The 20,574-nt window shown below is 33.8% G+C and carries 13 protein-coding genes; all 13 read left to right on the top strand.

Going from position 1 to position 20,574, the window contains the following annotated elements; genetic code table 11:
• Positions 1-440 precede the first annotated feature (440 nt).
• On the top strand, positions 441-1,175 hold the full coding sequence (truA, locus tag BOW55_RS10355; RefSeq protein ID WP_129024067.1) for a tRNA pseudouridine(38-40) synthase TruA: 735 nt from the start codon (positions 441-443) through the stop codon (positions 1,173-1,175).
• Between the two features lie 78 nt (positions 1,176-1,253).
• On the top strand, positions 1,254-3,008 hold the full coding sequence (locus tag BOW55_RS10350) for an ABC transporter ATP-binding protein (protein ID WP_129024066.1): 1,755 nt from the start codon (positions 1,254-1,256) through the stop codon (positions 3,006-3,008).
• Between the two features lie 23 nt (positions 3,009-3,031).
• On the top strand, positions 3,032-4,597 hold the full coding sequence (locus BOW55_RS10345) for a sensor histidine kinase (protein ID WP_129024065.1): 1,566 nt from the start codon (positions 3,032-3,034) through the stop codon (positions 4,595-4,597).
• Positions 4,598-4,683: 86 nt separating this feature from the next.
• Complete coding sequence (locus BOW55_RS10340) at positions 4,684-7,278, top strand: zinc-dependent metalloprotease (protein WP_129024064.1); 2,595 nt, start codon at positions 4,684-4,686, stop codon at positions 7,276-7,278.
• 16 nt (positions 7,279-7,294) lie between these two features.
• Positions 7,295-10,633: a SusC/RagA family TonB-linked outer membrane protein gene (locus tag BOW55_RS10335; RefSeq protein ID WP_129024063.1), complete on the top strand. Its 3,339-nt coding sequence runs from the start codon at positions 7,295-7,297 to the stop codon at positions 10,631-10,633.
• Between the two features lie 12 nt (positions 10,634-10,645).
• Positions 10,646-11,965: a RagB/SusD family nutrient uptake outer membrane protein gene (locus BOW55_RS10330; protein WP_129024062.1), complete on the top strand. Its 1,320-nt coding sequence runs from the start codon at positions 10,646-10,648 to the stop codon at positions 11,963-11,965.
• Positions 11,966-12,091: 126 nt separating this feature from the next.
• On the top strand, positions 12,092-12,856 hold the full coding sequence (locus tag BOW55_RS10325; RefSeq protein ID WP_129024061.1) for a LytTR family DNA-binding domain-containing protein: 765 nt from the start codon (positions 12,092-12,094) through the stop codon (positions 12,854-12,856).
• 237 nt (positions 12,857-13,093) lie between these two features.
• Complete coding sequence (locus tag BOW55_RS10320) at positions 13,094-13,678, top strand: NUMOD4 domain-containing protein (protein ID WP_089059786.1); 585 nt, start codon at positions 13,094-13,096, stop codon at positions 13,676-13,678.
• A gap of 342 nt (positions 13,679-14,020) precedes the next feature.
• Positions 14,021-15,409: a dihydrolipoyl dehydrogenase gene (gene lpdA, locus BOW55_RS10315; RefSeq protein WP_089053238.1), complete on the top strand. Its 1,389-nt coding sequence runs from the start codon at positions 14,021-14,023 to the stop codon at positions 15,407-15,409.
• 180 nt (positions 15,410-15,589) lie between these two features.
• Positions 15,590-16,336 carry a DUF2314 domain-containing protein gene (locus BOW55_RS10310; protein ID WP_129024060.1) on the top strand — a complete coding sequence of 249 codons (747 nt, stop codon included), beginning with the start codon at positions 15,590-15,592 and terminating at the stop codon, positions 16,334-16,336.
• Between the two features lie 409 nt (positions 16,337-16,745).
• Positions 16,746-18,194: a DUF1214 domain-containing protein gene (locus BOW55_RS10305; protein ID WP_129024059.1), complete on the top strand. Its 1,449-nt coding sequence runs from the start codon at positions 16,746-16,748 to the stop codon at positions 18,192-18,194.
• Between the two features lie 40 nt (positions 18,195-18,234).
• Positions 18,235-19,719, top strand: a complete 1,485-nt coding sequence (locus BOW55_RS10300) for a DUF1254 domain-containing protein (RefSeq protein ID WP_206733605.1) — start codon at positions 18,235-18,237, stop codon at positions 19,717-19,719.
• 166 nt (positions 19,720-19,885) lie between these two features.
• Positions 19,886-20,566 carry a DUF4919 domain-containing protein gene (locus BOW55_RS10295; protein ID WP_129024058.1) on the top strand — a complete coding sequence of 227 codons (681 nt, stop codon included), beginning with the start codon at positions 19,886-19,888 and terminating at the stop codon, positions 20,564-20,566.
• Positions 20,567-20,574 lie beyond the last annotated feature (8 nt).

The following is a 20,574-nucleotide window of genomic DNA, read 5'->3' as shown; positions in this document are numbered from 1 at the left end:
TTGATATTTAGACTACAAACATAAGAGAAATATTTCCTGTTAAAATGAAATATTTTCAAAAATTAACATTTAGTTATTTCATCTAAAAAACTCCCAAAAAAAGACTTTTTTAAATCGTTGGAATTGTCAATTTCTGACACGATTTTTCACTGAACAAACTATTATTGGTATTTTTGGGTTTAACGCTTTTTAACAGGTCCAAAGGCTCAAAGAGGCAGAGGTTCAAAGGTTTTTCACTACTGATTTTTTTATTATTCTGCCGATTAACAAATTTTCAAAATAATTTAAAAAATATATTCTAATCTAAAACTAGACACACTGCAGTGCGTCTCTACAGAAAAAACTCTGAACCTCTGCCTCTTTGAACCTTTGAACCTATAAAGAAAAAAATCTTTGTACCTTTGCACCTCAGTCACGAAACTTCGGGACTGCACCTTAAAATGAGATATTTTATTCAATTTGCTTATAACGGAACACATTATCATGGCTGGCAAATTCAGCCCAACGCCTCATCTGTTCAGGAAACTTTAAATAAAGCGCTTTCAGTTTTACTGAATTCGCGCATCATTTTAATGGGTGCTGGACGAACTGATACTGGTGTTCACGCTGAGGAAATGTATGCGCATTTTGATTATGATTCTGATATTGACAGCAAAACTCTGATTCATAAGCTTAATTCGTATTTACCAAAAGACATTGCCATTTTTAATCTGATTAAAGTTCATGATGATGCGCATTGCAGATTTGACGCTACAAAAAGAACGTATGAATACCATATAAACACTGTTAAAAATCCATTTTTGCAGGAGTTGAGCTGGTACTTTAATCAAAAATTAGATGTAGCTTTGATGAATGAGGCGGCGAAAATTTTGCTGCAGCATACCGATTTTCAATGTTTCTCGAAAGTACATACAGATGTAAACACCTTTGATTGCACAATTTTTGAGGCGTATTGGAAAGTTGAAAACAATAAATTAATTTTTACAATATCGGCCAATCGTTTTTTACGGAATATGGTTCGCGCAATCGTGGGAACTTTAGTCAATATTGGTTTACATAAAATTACACTGGCAGATCTTGAAAATATTATTGCCAGTAAAAACAGAGAAAAAGCAGGTTTTTCAGTTCCTGCACATGGTTTATATTTAACCAAAATTTATTACGACTATTTATAGCTATAGGCTTTAAGCTGTAAGCATTAAGCTCTAAACTTTGTGCCTACAGCCTAAAGCTTATAGCTTAAAGCATAAAAAATGAAAGCAAAAGCATTTGATACCGGATTATTCAAACGAATTCTAAAATATACCAAGCCTTATAAATGGCGCTACTACGGCGTTATTATTTTTGCAATTTCATTATCGATTTTTGCAGCGCTTCGACCTTATTTACTAAAACAAACGGTCGACGGCTATATCGCAACTCATGACAAGCAAGGTTTACTGCTATATATTATTTTAATGGGAGTGGTTTTACTGATGGAAGTTTTCTCTCAGTTTTACTTTGTGTATTGGGCTAACTGGCTTGGACAAGATATTGTAAAAGACATTCGCACGAAACTTTTCAAACACATCTTGAGTTTTAGAATGAAATATTTTGATTTGGTTCCAGTAGGACAATTGGTGACTAGATCTGTTTCAGACATTGAATCGATTGCTCGAATTTTCAGCCAAGGTTTGTTTATGATTATAAGCGATTTGATGAAAATGCTGGTGGTTCTGATTTTTATGTTTTACATGAACTGGAAACTAACTTGGATTGTAATTGTAGCAATGCCAATTCTTGTTTACATCACTAGAATTTTTCAGCGTAAAATGCAGGTTGCTTTTGAGGAAGTGCGTACGCAAATTGCAAACATGAACTCATTCGTACAGGAACGTGTTACGGGAATGAAAATCGTACAGCTTTTTAACCGTGAAAAAATCGAAGCCGAAAATTTCAAAGAAATCAACAACAAGCATAGAGTCGCTTGGATTAAGACCATTTTATACAACTCGATATTTTTTCCTATTGCCGATATTATTTCATCAATTACTTTAGGATTAGTAGTAGTTTACGGTGGTTTTAAAATTTTAAATGGAGATCATTTCACCACGTTTGGAGATTTATTTTCTTATACGATGTTTATCGGAATGTTGTTTAATCCGTTGAGACAGATTGCTGATAAATTTAATGAGATGCAATTAGGAATGATCGCTGCCAATCGTGTTTTTGATGTTATAGACACACAAGATCATATTCAGGATACAGGAACTCTTGAAGCTCCAGTATTTGAAGGAATCATAGAATTTAAACAAGTTCGTTTTAGTTATATTCCCGAAGAAGAAGTTATTAAAGGAATTGATTTATCTGTAAATGCGGGACAAACAATTGCTATTGTTGGCTCTACAGGTGCAGGAAAATCGACTATTATTAATTTACTGAATCGCTTTTATGAAATTAACAGCGGCAGCATTTTTATTGATGGTCACAATATCGAAAATTATACGCTTGCTTCATTACGAAAACAAATCGCGGTTGTACTGCAAGATGTCTTTTTGTTTGCCGATACGATTTACAATAATATTACACTGCATAATCCAGAAATCAGTCGTGAACAGGTTTTAGAGGCTGCAAAAAAAATTGGCGTTCACGACTTTATTATGAGTCTGCCTGATAATTATGATTTTGATGTTAAAGAACGAGGTGTAATGCTTTCGTCTGGACAAAGACAGCTTATTGCTTTTTTGCGTTCGTACGTAAGCAACCCAAGTATTTTGATTTTAGATGAAGCCACTTCGTCGATCGATACTTATTCAGAAGAATTAATTCAGCGCGCTACAGAAACGATTACAAAAGGAAGAACTTCAATTATTATCGCACACCGATTGGCAACAATTGTTAATGCAGATAAAATTGTCGTTATGGATAAAGGATTAATCGTAGAACAAGGAACACATCAAGAATTACTCACTAAAACCGATGGCTATTATAAAAACTTATATGACTCACAATTTGCAGTTGCAAATTAGGTTTTAAACAATACAATACTTTTTTGAAATTTAAATACAATACCACTTCCCGTCGTGCCTTTTTAATTTATGTAATTATCTCTATACTAATTACCGTTACTTCTGTTTACGTACTTAGTAAATTGATTACAGATCTTACAGAACAAGCAAGTGAAGATATGGCACAGCGCAGCTTTTATAAAAAGCAGGAATTCATGTCGCAGGAATTTTCAAAATTTCTAGAACAGGAAAACCAAATAAAACATATTCTAAACATAAGTAATTCTAGTAATTTATCGACAAACTTAAAAGTTTTGTCTTCATTGCAAGCCACAAATGCAATGATTACGAACAACTGGTTTCAAATTAATGACGACAAAATTCAATTTGGAATTACTTTTCCTTCTGACGAAAGGGAGAAGGAAGCTGCAGATTTTATTCTTAAAAACAAAGATGCAAATCATGTAAGCACAGTTATATTTCAAAATAAACAATGGCTTTGGAGAATTTATTTCAAACTAACTTCAAAAAACATCGTTGTTCGTTATGGGTATGACATTAATTTAAAGAACCTCCACGCCTACTTGTCTACTATCGACAAAACGGTTTCTAATTATGCTTTTGTATTTGATAAAACTGGCGCCTGTATTTTTCACCCAGACTTAAAATTTGTTGGAAAAAATATATTTGATGTTTCTTCTGTTAAACCTTCAGATACTATTTTCAGCAAGAAAAAAGATTTCGTAAAAAGAATTACAATGTCCGAGTTTTTAAAACTTGATGTAATCCGATTTACAAAAAAATTAGATATTAAAGGTTCTCGATGGTTTGTATCTGTTAATTCTCCTAAAATTTTTGAAGTCGAAAATGTATCCCTAATCAAAAAATACTCGACTTGGATTTATTCGATTACAACTGTAATGCTTTTATTGATTTTCTACATCTTCTCTTATGCAAACAGACGTGCTTATAAGGAAAAAGAAATTGTCGAAAATGAAAAGAACAAACTGCTTGTCGAGAATGAAAAAATTATAAAAGAAAAAGCGCTTATTCAGCTGCAACAATTAAAGGAACAGATAAATCCTCATTTTTTATTCAATTCGCTCAATTCACTGTATATGTTAATTAGTAGCGATGTAAAAACTGCACAAAAGTTTACACTGAACTTATCACGTATTTATCGTTATTTAATAGATCCGCCAGAAAAAAACATTGTTCCGCTAAAGCAGGAATTATTGTTTATTGAAAAATATATCTTTTTACAGCAAACCCGTTTTAAGGAAGAATTGTTCTTTTCGATTCAAATCGAAGACCAAGAAGCCTTAGAAAAATTTATTCCGTATCTGGCTCTTCAAGTTGTGATTGAAAATGCGATTAAGCATAATAAAGCGACGCAGGAAACACCTTTAAAAACTCAAATTCTGATTCGGAAAGATCAAGTTATTATTACGAACAATCTCCAAAAAAAGGCCGACAGCGAGCCCGGAACCAAGTTTGGACTAAATTATCTGAACAGTATTTATCAATTTTACTCGAAAACCAATTTTGAAACCTCAGAAAAAGAGGGCAATTTTGTTTGTATCCTGCCATTAATACACATTCACTCCTAAAATAAAGCCACTCACTCCCTTTTGTTTTTTTTTCGAGCTAAAATCAAATAGCTTCGGCGGAAAATTAACTTAAACTTAACATCAAAATGAAGGAAAAGGCATTCCTGCATAATTTAAAATTATTCTGCTTACTAGTTCTACTTTTATTTGTTCCCGTTACTGTTCTTGCTCAGAAGAAAAAGAAAAAAGAAACGGATACCGAAATTGCAAAAGATTCTACTGATTCAAAAAAGGCAAAGAAATACGGTGACCTTATCAAAAAAGGAACCCTTAAAAAAGGTCTGTTTAATATTATTCAGGTTAAAACCGATGTTTATTTTGAAATTCAGGATAGTTTATTTAAAAGAGAATTTCTAGTTGTAAACAAATTATCTCAAGTTCCATTTCAAGTTAATGAAGCTGGATTAAACAAAGGGATGAATTATGAAAACAAAATAATTACCTTTTATAAAGATACAATTGCAAAGAAGGTTTGGGTAAAATCATATGTCCCAAAAGTTTCTTCTCCTAAAGAAGACGCTATTACAGCATCAGTAATCGACAATTTCTCTGAATCAATTATTGAAGTTTTTGATATTGAAACTAAAAATAACGATTCGACTGCGGTTGTAATTAAGGTAAACAAGATTTTTGACGGTAAGCAAAAAAGCTTCAATGATGTTTTGAGCAACATTGGTTTTGGAGGTTCTGTAAAATCTGACTTATCTTATATTGAAAGTTTAAAATCATTTCCTAAAAACATTGTTGTAAAATCACAGTTAACAACTTCTGTAAGCGAAGGCGGGCCCGCTTTGTCTGTGACTCTTGGTGTAACAAGCAATATTGTTTTGTTGGATAAAACACCTATGAAACCACGTTTTTCTGATAGACGAATTGGTTATTTCACTGAAAAACATTGGTACTTTGCTGACGCGCAGCAGGCAATGCTCGAAAAAGAGCTTATTACACGCTGGCGTTTAGAACCAAAAAAAGAAGATGAAGAACGCTATTTAAAAGGTGAACTGGTTGAACCTAAAAAACAAATTGTTTATTATATCGATCCTTCGACTCCAAAACAATGGAGAAACTATATTATTGACGGTGTTCACGATTGGCAGATTGCTTTTGAAAAAGCTGGATTTAAAAATGCCATTATTGCTAAAGAACCAACTGAAAAGGATTTAGATTTTGATGTAGATGATGTACGTTATTCTGTAATTACATATGCAGCATCGCCAAAATCAAACGCAATGGGACCATCTGTTGTTGACCCAAGAAGCGGTGAAATTCTAGAAGCTGATATTATTTGGTGGCATAATGTAATGACTTCTTTACAAAGCTGGATGCGTATACAAACTGGTCCAATTGACCCAAAAGCCAGAGGAAACAAATTTAGCGATGAACTTATGGGAGAAGCTATTCGATTTGTATCATCACATGAAGTTGGTCATACTTTTGGACTTAAACATAATATGGGATCTTCTTTTGCTTATGATGTTGAATCTTTGCGTTCTAAAGATTTTACTGCAAAAATGGGCGGTACTGCACCATCTATTATGGATTATGCTCGATATAATTATGTGGCACAGCCAGAAGATAATGTTACTGTAATTACGCCAAAAATTGGTGAATATGATAAATATGCTATCGAATGGGGTTACAGATGGTATAATGTGAATGAAAATGAAACTCTAAAATTAAACGAATTAATTGCCAAACATCAAAATGATCCGATTTACTTTTATGGCGAACAGCAAGAAAATATAATCGATCCGCGTTCACAATCTGAAGATTTAGGAAATGACGCTGTAAAAGCGAGCGAATATGGTTTAAAAAATCTAAAACGTGTTGTAGATAATATCTTAAACTGGACTTACGATAAAGACCGCACGTATTATGAAACCGGTAAACTTTATATTGGAACTATTGGTCAATGGCAATTGTACAATCGTCATGTATTGAACAATATTGGCGGAGTTTATTTAAATGAAACTGTTCACGGAGATAACAAACAAAGCTACATTCCAGTTTCGGCAGTAATGCAAAAAAGAGCAGCCGATTATTTAATCAAAAATGTACTTACAATTCCACAATGGCTATTCTTTAACGATATTTTAGACAAAACAAATCCCCTTAAAGATTCTCCTGTAGGACCTTACGAATACACGCCTTATACTTTATCAAGAGAATTGCAGTACGGTATTTTATACGATTTGTTTAGTGATGATCGTTTACTTCGAATAACAGAAAACGAATTGTACCAACGTAACAAAACCACTGAGAAGGTATTTACCGTAAATGATTTATTTAAAAAAATGCATCAAAGTGTATTTGCAGGAACATTACAAGGTAAATCGCTGACAATTCTAGAGCGTATGACGCAAAAGAATTATGTGGATGTTTTGATTGTTTCTACAAATAAAATATTTGAAAAAACAGATGGTAAAAAAATAATCGACATTCAGGAAACACTAAATATGCCGCATTTATGCAACTATTTAGAAGATTCTAAAATGGTTCGAAATATCAATCAGACTTCTTTAAAAAGAGTTACAGAAGTTACCTCTGATAAAAAAGGAGAATTGAATACAGTTTTGAAATTACTAAAACTGAAAAAGAATACTGGAGATCAATCGACTCAAAATCATTATACCGATTTAATTCAAAGAATCGAAAAAGCGCTAAACAACACAATCAATTAATATACAATACAAAAACATGAAAAATTTTCTAAATATCTTACTGCTGTTCCTAGCTGTCGCAGGATACTCACAGGATAATAGAACCATTACAGGAATCATTCTTGATGAAGCTGACCAGTCGCCAATACCTGGCGCATCAGTTTTTGTAGAGAACAATTCTATCTCGAACAAAACTTCTCTAGCAGGAGTTATACACAGTGAAGCAATTGGAACTACAACTGATTTTGATGGTAAATTTCAATTAAAAATCAGCAAAAATGTTACTTCATTGAGAGTTACTTTTATGGGATATAAACCTTATACTCTTGAAATAACTTCTCAAAAAGAATATACAATCCGTTTAAAATCTGATGTTGCCCAGCTTCAAGAAGTGGTTTTGACAGGATACCAAAAAATCGAAAAAAGAAAACTGACTTCGGCTATTACTAAAGTTGATATGGCTTCCATTCAGCAATCTGGAGTTTCTGGTGTCGATCAATTATTAATGGGACAAGTTGCGGGTGTTGCCGTTACAACTCCATCTGGAGCGCCGGGAGCGCCAGCCAAAATTAGAATTAGAGGTACAGCATCTCTTAATGGTACGCAAGATCCTTTATGGGTACTTGACGGATTACCATTAGAAAATAATGATGTTCCTAAAAACTATGACAAGGAAAATATCGATCAACTTGCAAATTACTCTATCGCTGGTTTAAATCCAGACGATATTAAAGATATTACAATATTAAAAGACGCTGCCGCAACTGCAATTTATGGTGCTCGTGCCGCAAATGGTGTAATTGTGGTAACTACAAAAAAAGGACGCAGAGGTAAAATGGTTGTAAACTTCAACACGAACACCTTTATTACACGCAGACCTGATTTTGACAAATTGAACTTATTAAATTCAAATCAAAAAGTAGATTTAGAACTTAACATGGCAAGTCGCGCAGATTTGACATATAGAGACACCGGTGGTGAAGTTGCTCGTATCTTAAACGGAGCGAATGAATTAGATGCCTTCAGAACCGGTGGTTTCTCTTCTTTAAGCGCAGGAACACAGCAATCAATCAACAACTTAAGAAATCAAAATACAAATTGGGGTAACTTATTGTATCAAGATGCAATTAATACGCAGCATGGTTTAAGTTTATCTGGCGGTGGCGAAAAATCAGATTACTATTTCTCTTTAGGATATTATGACGAAAACGGAGCTACTGTTGGTACAGGTTTCAAGCGTTACAACTTAACATTGAAAAACAATTACGAGATTACTGATAAATTTAAAGTTGGTATTGGAATTTTTGGTGCCGAAAATAAAACGACATCATACTTAACAGATCTTGATGGATTTACAAATCCAGCAAATTATTCAAGAAACGTAAATCCTTATTTAACTCCGTACAATGCAGACGGAAGCTATAAATATGACCCCGATATTGCTTCTTATTCTGATATTAAACTTCCATTTAATTTCTTAGAAGAGAGAAACAATACTTCATACGATTTAAAAACGAGAGCTATAAAAGCATTGTTTGATGCTGAATATAAAATCACAAAAGATTTAAGAGTAACAAGCCAGTTAGGTTTACAACTTGATAATTCTTCTAGCGAAAAATACGCTGGTCAAGAAACTTTTTACACTAGAAGACAAAGAGAAAGATCAAGTTATTTTGCTGATAATACGCAAAAATACTTCTTACCTGATGGTGGAATTATTCAAAACACAAATACAGACTTTTTTCAGTACAACTTAAAAACAATGGTGAATTATTCTAAAACTTTAGGAGAGAATCACGAAATTGAAGTAATGGCTGGTAATGAATTAAGAAGAAACAAAACGACTTCTATAGCAACTAAAGGTTTTGGTTTTGATGAAAATACCTTGACTACACAACAAATTATTTTCCCAAATTCAACTTTTGCCAAAGAGGCATTTTACAAAACATATGTAAAAACACAAAACGAAAATGCTTTTGTTTCATTCTTTGCAACAGCATCTTATACTTACAAAAGAAAATACAGTTTCTACGGAAGTGTTCGTTATGATGGTTCAGATTTATTTGGTGTAGATCCTAAATACAAGTACTTGCCACTTTGGTCAGCATCTGGATCTTGGTTAGTTTCTCAGGAAAATTTCTTAAAAGACAGTAAAGTAATTTCTAACTTAAGACTTCGTGCTTCTTACGGTTTACAAGGAAATATTGATAAAAACACTTCACCATATGTAGTTGGAGATAATAAAACAGCTATTATCCTTCCGGGGCAATCAGAACCTACAATTGTGGTAACAAGTCCGCCGAATAGCAAATTGCGTTGGGAAAAAACCCAAAATACTAACTTTGGTTTTGATCTTGGTGTGCTTAACAACCGTATTACTCTTGTAACAGATATTTACGGAAGAAAAAGTACTGATTTAATTGGTCTAAAAGCATTGCCATTAGAAAATGGTTTTGAATTTACAAACATGAACTGGGCACAGGTAACCAACAAAGGTTTTGAAATCGCTTTATCGACAAAAAACATCGATCGCCCTAATTTTAAATGGAATACCAATTTTAACTTTGCACATAACAAAAGTAAAGTTGATCGTTTAGAAATAAGAGACAACAGTTATTTACCAAACCAAGAAGGACATGCTGTAAATGCGGTATTTGGTTTAAAAACAAACGGAATTGACGAAAACGGTTACCCGTTATTTGTTAATAAACAAGGAGAAACTGTAAATGCGCAAACTTTCTTTGGTTTATATGATCCACTTGCTGGTGTTTTTCCAGGTATGTTCTCGCAATCAGATTTAAGTGCCGCAGAGTTTAGAGACTTATTTACTTATTTAGGAGATAGAGATCCAAAATTTACAGGAGGTTTAATCAATACTTTTAAAGTAAGTAATTTTGATCTTACCATAGCAGCGTCGTTTAACATCAAACAAACTGTTACAAGAACTCCTCCATACAACGGAACACTTGTAGATAGAGGGCAAAACTATACGACTGATATTTTAAACGCTTGGTCGCCAACTAATACTTCATCAAACTTACCTGGAATTACAAGTAAAGATTCTGGTACAGGAGATTCTTGGATGGCTTACAATTGGTTCTCTGGCGGTAACCCAATTATTACTTATAATTATTTAGACACATGGGTCAGCGAAATGAGTTATATGAGATTAAGCAGTGTTCGTTTTGGATATACTTTCCCAAAAACGTTCCTAGACAAAATCGACATTCAAAGTATTAGAGTAAATATTGAAGCCAGAAACTTGTTCGTAATCAGCTCAGACTACAAAGGTTATTTTGACCCAGAAACTTTCGGAAACATTTACGCACAGCCAGTTCCTAGATCGTTGACTTTAGGATTTAATGTAACTTTCTAAAAATTAAAAAAGATGAAAAAATTCTCAAAATATATAACACTTTTCGTTGCTGCTATTGCACTTAGCAGCTGCGATGACTATTTGGATATTACTCCGGTAGGAAAAGTAATTCCAGAATCGTTAGCTGAATTTCGTGCGGTTTTAACAACGGCATATTCAGTTTACCCAGAACACAAATCATTGAGCGCCGCTCGTACAGATGAACTAATCTTGAATGAAGATAACAGTGAAACTGCTATTTACAAAGATGTACATATCTGGAAAGATCTAAATCCGGATCGAAACACTCTAAATTTTCATTATCAAGATTTATATACTGTCATTTTTTATACGAATGTAATTATCAACGAAGCGTCTAATAAAATAGCAGCATCTGAAGAAAGAGATCAATTAATTGGAGAAGCGTATGCTTTGAGAGCAATGGCAAATTTTGATTTAATAAATCTTTTTGGAAAGCCTTATAATCCAGCAACTGCAGCTTCAGACAAAGGAGTTCCACTAGCTTTAGAAATTGATTTGGAGCAAGTATTTATTCCACAAAGTGTAGACGTTATTTACAATCAAGTTATTTCTGACACTAAGGAAGCTGAAAAATTAATTAATTTAAGTACACAGCCAAAAGGTTTAAATTACCGTTTCTCAAAAGTGGCGCTATACAGCTTAGAAAGTCGTTTGTATTTGTATCAACAGCAATGGCAAAAATCACTTGATGCTGCCAATAAAGCTTTAGAAATCAAAAACACTTTAATTGATTTAAAAGCAACACCGGTTTTAGCTACAAAATATGATGGAAAAGAATCTATTTTAGCCCTTGAAGATGGTTATATCGTTGGTCTAAAAAGAGCTTCTTATGCATCTGCTGATTTAATTGCGGCTTATAATAAAACAACTGATTTACGTTTCCCATTATACTTTGGAGCAAGCGGAAGCCGTTTTAGAATTTTAAAAGGCGGAAACGACGATCAAAAATCATCTTTCAGATCTTCAGAGTTGTATTTGACAAAAGCTGAAACTTTGTTGAAACTGGATAATATTAATGATTCTAAAGCAACCGTTTTAAGTTTTATTAAAAACAGATACACACAAGCAGGATACGATCAATTGGCAAGTAACATCAATACAATGAATGCGACTGATCTAACCAACTTCATTTTTGAAGAAAGACGCAGAGAATTTCCTGTAGAAGGACACCGCTGGTTTGATTTAAGAAGAAGTACTCAAAAACAAATTGTTCATAAATTCATGACCATAGAGTACACTTTACTACAAAACGATCCGCGTTACACTATTATTTATCCAGCAGACGCAAGATTAAATAATCCGAATTTATAAAGTTCGTTCAAAATCAGAAAAAAAGGTCCAGTTCAAAAAACTGGGCCTTTTTGCATTTAAAAACAGAGTCAACTATCTTTGCAAAATCAACTTTAGAATTTCGATTCTATAAACGAAATATTAAAAATGAAAATTGCCATTGTTGAAGACGAATATCTTGCTTCAAGTTATCTGAAATCAATTTTAGAACAGCAGGACATTTTACAAATAGCCGAAATTGCAGTTTTAAAATCGGTAAAAGAAGCTGTGGCCTTTTTTTCTGAAAATAATGTCGACTTGGCTTTTATGGATATTCATTTAGGCGACGGAAAAAGTCTTGAAATTTTTGAAAAAACAACAATCTCCTGCCCTGTCATTTTTGTTACCGCTTACGACTCCTACGCCATTTCAGTTTTCAAACACTTTACAATTGATTACCTTTTAAAACCTTTTGAAGAACAAGAATTATTTGAAGCCCTAATCAAATTCAAAAAAATAAAAGAAACCTTTAACAGCGATGCGACACTGCAATCATTAGTTGCAATCGAAAACCCCGATACAAGCAAAATACAGCGTCATTTTTTAGTAAACCACGGTTATAAGCTTATCTCTATAAATGAAGCCGAAATTACCTATTTTGCCGCATCTGGAAAACATTTGTTTATATATGTAAATTCTGGAAACAGTTTTTTATACAATAGCACTTTGACCGATATTATAAACAACCTCGATCCATTTACATTTTTTAAGATAAATCGTAAATACATTGTAAATCGAAGTACCATAAAAGAAGTACTAAAACACTCCAATCAAAAAATCGAATTAATTCTTACCGTTCCTTCTATTGAAAATGACTCAATAATCGTAAGCAAAAAAGAAATCACTAATTTCAAAAACTGGCTCGATCAATAAAATTCAGATCCTTTATTAGAGTTCTAAAATGTTGTTTTATTAGAATGTCAAAAACCAAAAAAGTGTATCATTCGCATTTTTTTATAGAGAAAGACTTTGCAAATTGCCAAAAAAATTTAGAAAACGTTAAATTAGCGTTATAAGAATCATAAAAATGATACTTCATAACCAGCACGATAGCGATCATTTTTGATCAATTCTTTATCTTTGAGATTCAAAAATCAAATGTAAACGAAAATGCCACAACACAGATTTTACCCTGACGAAAAATTCAAAGAAATAGAAATAAATGCCTCATTACAACTTAAATACGCCATTTCAAACAGAGGCCGATTAATAAGCTTCACTGATGAAATTGAAAACGGACGTCTTTTAAAAGGCGGTTTAAGCGATGGATATCCTACTTTTAGATTTAAGGTAAAAAAAGACGATCAAATCGTTAACAAATACCTTTTTTTATACAAATTAGTTGCCCATTATTTTATTCCTAAAGAATCAGAAGAACAAACTTATGTACTTCACTTAGACTACAATCGAAGCAATGACGATGTGCACAATTTATGCTGGGCTACAAAAGCCGAAATGATGGCGCACAGTCGTAAAAGTCCGAGAGTAATTCAAGCCAAGAAAAACCTGATCGAGCACAACTTAAAAGCCGACGGAAGAAAATTGACTACAACAAAAGTCATGTTAATCAAGAAAATATTAGCAAGACCAGAACAAAAAACACGTCTGAAAATGATCGCCAAACAATTTGGCGTAAGCGAAATGCAGATACGTAGAATTGCAAGCGGTGAAAATTGGGGACACGTTAAAGTGTAATTATAAATTGTAAATTATTAATTCAATACTGATGTCACTCTGAGCGAAGTCGAAGCCCTTTTCTACAAGAAAGGACTTCGACTTCGCTTATTTTGGCAAAGGGTATAATTTCGATTTAAACTTCTAAATCTGAATTTTCAATTCATAATTCATAATTTGCAATTCACAATTCATTCAATTTCTGTGAAAAGGTCAAAATCAGCAGGGGTAAAAATAAAATTTCAAGCGTTTTTTAAAATAATTCCTTAAATTCGCAATCACAAATAACAAAAGAAAAAATCGGCAAGTGAGTTTCGGAATTATAAACTTCCTTTTCGATAGTAAATACTAAAAACCAAAAAAATGAAATACGACGTTATTGTTTTAGGAAGTGGTCCTGGCGGATATGTTACAGCAATTAGAGCATCACAATTAGGCTTTAAAGTAGCTGTAGTTGAAAAAGAAAATCTTGGTGGTGTATGTTTAAACTGGGGATGTATCCCAACTAAAGCATTATTGAAATCAGCTCAGGTTTTTGATTACTTAAAGCACGCTTCTGATTACGGATTGAAAGTTTCTGAATTTGATAAAGATTTCCCTGCTGTTGTTCAAAGAAGCCGTGGTGTTGCTGAAGGAATGAGCAAAGGAGTTCAATTCTTAATGAAGAAAAACAAAATTGACGTTATTGAAGGTTTTGGAAAACTAAAACCAGGAAAAAAACTTGACGTTACAGATAAAGACAATAAAGTTACTGAATACAGCGCTGATCATATTATCATCGCAACTGGAGCTCGTTCTCGTGAGCTTCCAAACTTACCTCAAGATGGTGTAAAAGTAATTGGATACCGTCAAGCAATGACGTTGCCAACTCAGCCAAAATCTATGATTATTGTAGGTTCTGGAGCAATTGGAGTTGAGTTCGCTCACTTCTATAACTCTATGGGAACTGAAGTTACGATCGTAGAATTTATGCCAAACATTGTTCCTGTTGAAGACGAAGACGTTTCTAAACAAATGGAGCGTTCTATGAAAAAAGCAGGTGTAAAAATCATGACTAACTCTTCTGTAGAAAAAATTGATACTACAGGAAACGGGGTTAAAGCAACTGTAAAAACAGCAAAAGGAGAAGAAATTCTTGAAGCTGACATCGTACTTTCGGCAGTTGGAATTAAAACAAACATCGAAAATATTGGTTTAGAAGAAGTTGGAATCGCTGTTGACAGAGATAAAATCTTAGTAAACGCTTACAACGCTACTAACATTCCAGGATACTACGCAATTGGAGATGTTACTCCAGGACAAGCTTTAGCTCACGTAGCTTCTGCTGAAGGTATTAACTGTGTGGAGAAAATCGCAGGTTTACACGTAGACCCAATCGATTACGGAAACGTTCCTGGTTGTACTTATGCAACTCCAGAAATCGCTTCTGTAGGTTTAACCGAAAAACAAGCAAAAGAAAAAGGTTACGAATTAAAAATTGGTAAATTCCCATTCTCAGCTTCAGGAAAAGCAAAAGCTGCTGGTGCTGCTGACGGATTCGTAAAAGTAATCTTTGATGCTAAATACGGAGAATGGTTAGGATGTCACATGATTGGTGCTGGTGTTACTGATATGATTGCTGAGGCAGTTGTAGCTCGTAAACTAGAAACTACAGGTCATGAAATCCTAAAATCTATCCACCCTCACCCAACAATGAGCGAGGCAGTTATGGAAGCTGTTGCTGATGCATACGGCGAAGTAATTCACTTGTAACAATAACCAGAGACGCATTTGCATCTCTTTGGTTACATATTATTTTCAATTTAAAAAAGTCCGGTTTGTGAAAGCAAATCGGATTTTTTTATTGTTAAAGTTTAAGCCGTTTATAAGATTTTTTTTATCTTGGAGTTAAAATACATATACAGCCCGCAATTACAATTAAAATAATACAGAATGGAAAATACACCAATATTCTTTGCCGACGGAGAAAATCCAAGAATGATCGAAGCACACAAAAAAGCGCAAGAAACCTTTAAATATTTTTGGAGAGAATTATCATGGGAATACCGCCGAATAGTTCCCGGACTTGATGTTGCTTGTGTAAAACTCGCTTTTACTCAGGAAATAGATGGTGAAATCCTAGTTGAACATATGTGGATCAACGATATCAATTTTGACGGCGATACTATTTATGGCGTTTTAGTAAATCAACCTGATGAGTTAACCAATGTAAACAACGGAGACGAAGTACAAATACCAGTCAACCAAATAAGTGATTGGTTATTTGCTATTCAAGGTAAAACCTACGGAGCCTTTACGATACACGCAATGCGTGCGGAAATGGATGAAGACGAAAGAAAGGAACACGACAAAGCTTGGGGATTAGAATTTGGAGATTACGACGATATTCAAGTTGTTTCAAATCAAAAAGAAAAACCCGAAAACCTTGTAGAACATCCAATGAGCAAAAACATGAAAGACAGCCTTATTGATTTTCTAAAAAACAATCCTAAAGAACTTACCTCAAAAGATGAATTAGGTTATACTTTTTTACATCTCGAGACAATTGCAGGAAATAAAACCTCAGTTGAAGTTTTGCTAAAATCTGGAGCAGATACTACAGCCAAAACCAACAATGGCAAAACCCCGCTTGATTTTGCAAAACAGCTAAACTGGGAACATTTAATTCCTTTATTATAATATAAAACATCTAAAATCCGATTGGTATAAACCAATCGGATTTTTTTATTAGAAACTAGATCTGCTTACAATCACTACTCAGCAGCGGTCTTCAACAAACAAAAAAAACATAAACAACTGATCTTTAACGACATTCTTTTAAAAAATCACTTACCTATACTTTTTTTTCATAATTTTAACAATAAATTTAACTCAAAAAATACTCGCCCCAAATAATGCACTCATTAGAGTAATAAATTACACTTAATTATCTCTTTCATAAGAAATATTGATTTCTTATAAATGTTAAGCAGAAAGATTACTTTCAACTTCTAAGTTTTTTTCAGAGTCGGTTTTGGCAAAGAGTAAGCTGCAGGATGTTGAAAAATTAAAATAATAAAAATTTATATCCACTAAATAAATTAATGTTATGAAAAAAATCCTTCTTTCTTTCTTGTCGGTATTTCTCCTGACAGCCTGCAATAATAATCAAACCAATACTCTAGAGAAAAACGACAATTCAAACACAGCAGGAACTGAATTTAAGCCTGCAAACATTAAAGAACAAATTTTGTATCAACGCGCAGTTGAAGCTGCAGTATGGGGAATGCCAGCAGTTAATTTTCAATTGATGTACGATGCACTCGCAAAAATAAATGGCAATTACAATCAAGTTGTTATTTGGCAAAAACTGTTAGATTGGAAAAATCAAACCCTTACCCCAAATCCTGATGTAATTTATTTAATGCCTTTTTTCAATACCGAAAAAGCAGGCCCTGTTGTATTAGAAATTCCACCAGCAGACAATGGCGTTTTTAATGGCAGTGTAATGACTTACTGGCAAAATGCAATTGAAGATGTTGGTCCCGGAGGAGTTGATAAAGGCAAAGGCGGAAAATATCTATTTTTACCTCCAGGCTATGATAAAAGCAAAATACCAGCAGGTTACATCCCTTTGCAATCTGACACTTATAGAGGTTATGCACTTTTGCGCTCTGTATTAAAAAGCGGCAGCCCTGCCGATGTCGCTGCTGCGGTTGCATACGCAAAACGCATTAAAGTTTATCCGCTCAGCGAAGCTTCAAAAAATCCAGCAACTGTTTTTATCGATGCAAGTAATGATGTGTACGACTCAAACATTCGCTATGACCATACTTTTTATGAAACATTAAATTCAATTGTGCAGACAGAACCTTGGCTTACAAGAGATCGTGTAATGATTGATCCTTTAAAAACATTAGGTATTCAAAGAGGGAAATCTTTTGCTCCTGATGCCCGCACTAAAGAAATTCTAACACAAGCCGTAAAAACAGCTAAAGAATGGCTTTTGTATAATTACGAAATAACGCCTCCTTTTTACAAAGACACACATTGGTTTTTTCCTGCAGATGAAGACAATATTAAAAGCGTAAAAAGCCAATACTCAATCTCAGAAATTTATCCTATCGACAATAGAGCCGTTTGTTATATGATCGCTTTTTTTAGTGCCAAACATCTTGGTGAATCACAATTTTATTTGATGCAGATTGTAGACAAAGAGGGCAACGCTCTAGATGGTAACAGCACTTATAAAGTAAATGTTCCTGCAAATGTACCAGTAAAGCAATACTGGTCGATGACTGTTTACAACAGAGACACGCACACCTTTATTCGAAACCAAAAACGTGCAGGACGTTCCTCGCAAAGTCCGGGACTAAAAGTAAACAGCGATGGTTCTGTCGATTTATACTTTGGTCCAACTCCGCCTGCAAGCGGTGAGTCAAATTGGGTTCCAACAGATCCAAAAGGCAAGTTCGAAATATTAGCACGCTTTTACGGCCCAACACCTGCCTTACGTGATCAAAGCTGGAAATTAACTGATCTAGAAAAAGTTAAATAGCACAAACAAACTATTAATATTTCTTTTTAAATCGCATAAAATGAAAAAAAATATTATCCTTCTTATTACAATGTGTGCCTTAACAGCATGTAATCAAAGTACTAAAACCGAAAATACAAATTCAACTAATTTGGAAAGCGACAGTTCTAAAAACAAGACTGTCTCATTACCTCCAGGTCCAGATACTTCAGTAAAAATAACTACCGAATATGCACGCTTAGCCGCAAAAGACGCTTATTTTTGGGCTTGGCCAATGGTAAACATCTACAATCGACGCCTTGCCTTTACACAAGTAAAAGAACTTGCAATGGCAGGTCCTTTAATACAGGCTCCTTTAAATCATTTTGGAATGCTTACAGATTATGTAATTCCTACTGAAAGAGCTGTAGCTTGTCCTAATCAAGATGTTGTGTACGGAATTGGTTCACTTGCTTTAGATAAATCGCCAGTTGTGATACAAGTTCCTGATTTTGGTAAACGTTTCTGGGTTTATCAGGTTGTAGACCTTCGTACAGACAGCTTTGCAGAACTTGGTCAAATGTATGATACAAAACCCGGATTTTATTTATTGGCAGGAAGGGATTGGAACGGAAAAGTTCCTGATGGGATAATAAAAGTTTTTCGTTCTAAAACAAATACAGGAATTGTCGGGCCGAGAGTTTTTATGGATGACACTCCCCAAGATCGTCAAGCAATACAACCATTACTGCAATCCATTATGATGTATCCGTTAGCTGATTTTGATGGAAAGACAAAAAAAATAGATTGGAACAAAATTCCAAAAACCGAAGGCGCATCAATGGGCAACGCAGAAATGTCATGGGTAATTCCTGAAAAGTTTTTTGACGAACTCCCAATTGTACTCGCTGATGCACCTCCGCTACCTGGAGAAGAAGCACGTTACGCACAGATATTAGCCGTAATTGAAGCAGCAAAAAAAGATCCTTTACTAAAAAAAGCAATGATTGAAGCTGCGACAGAAGTAGAAAACCAAATAATTAAACCGTTGTTTGAATTTCGTAATTTCGGAAAACAACTCCCTTACAATTGGAGTACAATTACTAACGGAGCCTCTTTTGGTACGGATTATTTTACCAGAACCGCAACAGCTAAATCAAATATTCTAGTTAACAAACCTGAGCAGGCAAAATACTTTTATCAGGATCTTGATTCGCAAGGAATACGATTAAATAGTACTTCAAAATATACTGTTACGTTTACAAAGGAACAAATGCCTCCAGTAAATGGCTTTTGGTCTTTGACATTGTACAATCAACACCATTTTTTTGAATTGAATAATTTAAACCGTTATTCGTTAGGAACAAAAAACAAAACAATGAAAACAAACCCCGATGGTTCCTTAACCATATATGTACAATCTAATCCACCAGCAAAAGATCAAGAATCAAACTGGCTTCCTGCTCCCAAAAAAGGAGAATTTTCTCTTTATTTGCGTACATACTGGCCAAAAAAAGAAATACTAGATGGTAAATGGACACCGCCTGCAGTAACGAAAGTAAAATAAAACATACAATCAAAAAATTAATCCGGTTTGTGAAAGCAAATCGGATTTTTCAATTTTATACAACTACTCTTCAAAAACCTTATTCTCTCCTATCTTAATTACTTTCAATAAACGTTGACTTAAATTTCGTACATTAGTTTAACCAAAAAAACTTAATCATCAGACTATGATAAAAAAAATAATTTTATTGACAGTTTTAATATTAGGAACAAAAGCTATTGCTCAAGATCAAGGTTTCAAAATTCCCGACTACAAAGCAATTGAAAAAGAAATACAAGACAAAAAATCGGCATTTTATTATCCTCAATTAGTGGAGAGATTAGTAAAGAACGATACTCTGCTAACACACGATGATTTCACCCATTTATATTTTGGTTACGTTTTTCAACCCAAATACAATGCTTTTTGGAAATCGCCAAACGAAAAAAAACTAAATGAAATTTACGGTAAAGAAAAACTGGAAAACAAAGATTACGATGAAATTATCAAACTAATTAACAATAGTTTAAACGAATTTCCATTTGATCTGAGACAACTCAATCTTCTAGCCTATACTTATCACTTAAAAGGCGATGAAGTAAATTCAAAAATTGCTTCTTTTAAATTTCACAGCATCATGAATGCTATTTTATCTTCGGGCGACGGAAAACAATGCGAGACAGGATTTCATGTTCTTCTTGTTGAGCATGAATATGTAATGCTTAATGTTTTTGAACTAGAAAGTAAATCACAATCTTTAGTAGATCATTGTGATTATTTAAGCTTCGAAAAAGGCAAATATCAAGTTGACGGCATCTATTTTAATATCGAAAAAATGCTCGAAAATGAATCTAAAGTTTTGAGGTAAAAGCATGA

It is taken from the genome of Flavobacterium sp. YO12, from assembly GCF_004119495.1.
Taxonomy (GTDB): Bacteria; Bacteroidota; Bacteroidia; order Flavobacteriales; family Flavobacteriaceae; genus Flavobacterium.
This window is presented reverse-complemented; position numbering and strand designations above follow the sequence as displayed.

Coding starts and splice junctions, on each gene's coding strand:
- truA (WP_129024067.1), top strand. CDS start 441: ATGAGATATTTTATTCAATTTGCTTATAACGGAACACATTATCATGGC.
- BOW55_RS10350 (WP_129024066.1), top strand. CDS start 1,254: ATGAAAGCAAAAGCATTTGATACCGGATTATTCAAACGAATTCTAAAA.
- BOW55_RS10340 (WP_129024064.1), top strand. CDS start 4,684: ATGAAGGAAAAGGCATTCCTGCATAATTTAAAATTATTCTGCTTACTA.
- BOW55_RS10335 (WP_129024063.1), top strand. CDS start 7,295: ATGAAAAATTTTCTAAATATCTTACTGCTGTTCCTAGCTGTCGCAGGA.
- BOW55_RS10330 (WP_129024062.1), top strand. CDS start 10,646: ATGAAAAAATTCTCAAAATATATAACACTTTTCGTTGCTGCTATTGCA.
- BOW55_RS10325 (WP_129024061.1), top strand. CDS start 12,092: ATGAAAATTGCCATTGTTGAAGACGAATATCTTGCTTCAAGTTATCTG.
- BOW55_RS10320 (WP_089059786.1), top strand. CDS start 13,094: ATGCCACAACACAGATTTTACCCTGACGAAAAATTCAAAGAAATAGAA.
- lpdA (WP_089053238.1), top strand. CDS start 14,021: ATGAAATACGACGTTATTGTTTTAGGAAGTGGTCCTGGCGGATATGTT.
- BOW55_RS10310 (WP_129024060.1), top strand. CDS start 15,590: ATGGAAAATACACCAATATTCTTTGCCGACGGAGAAAATCCAAGAATG.
- BOW55_RS10305 (WP_129024059.1), top strand. CDS start 16,746: ATGAAAAAAATCCTTCTTTCTTTCTTGTCGGTATTTCTCCTGACAGCC.
- BOW55_RS10300 (WP_206733605.1), top strand. CDS start 18,235: ATGAAAAAAAATATTATCCTTCTTATTACAATGTGTGCCTTAACAGCA.
- BOW55_RS10295 (WP_129024058.1), top strand. CDS start 19,886: ATGATAAAAAAAATAATTTTATTGACAGTTTTAATATTAGGAACAAAA.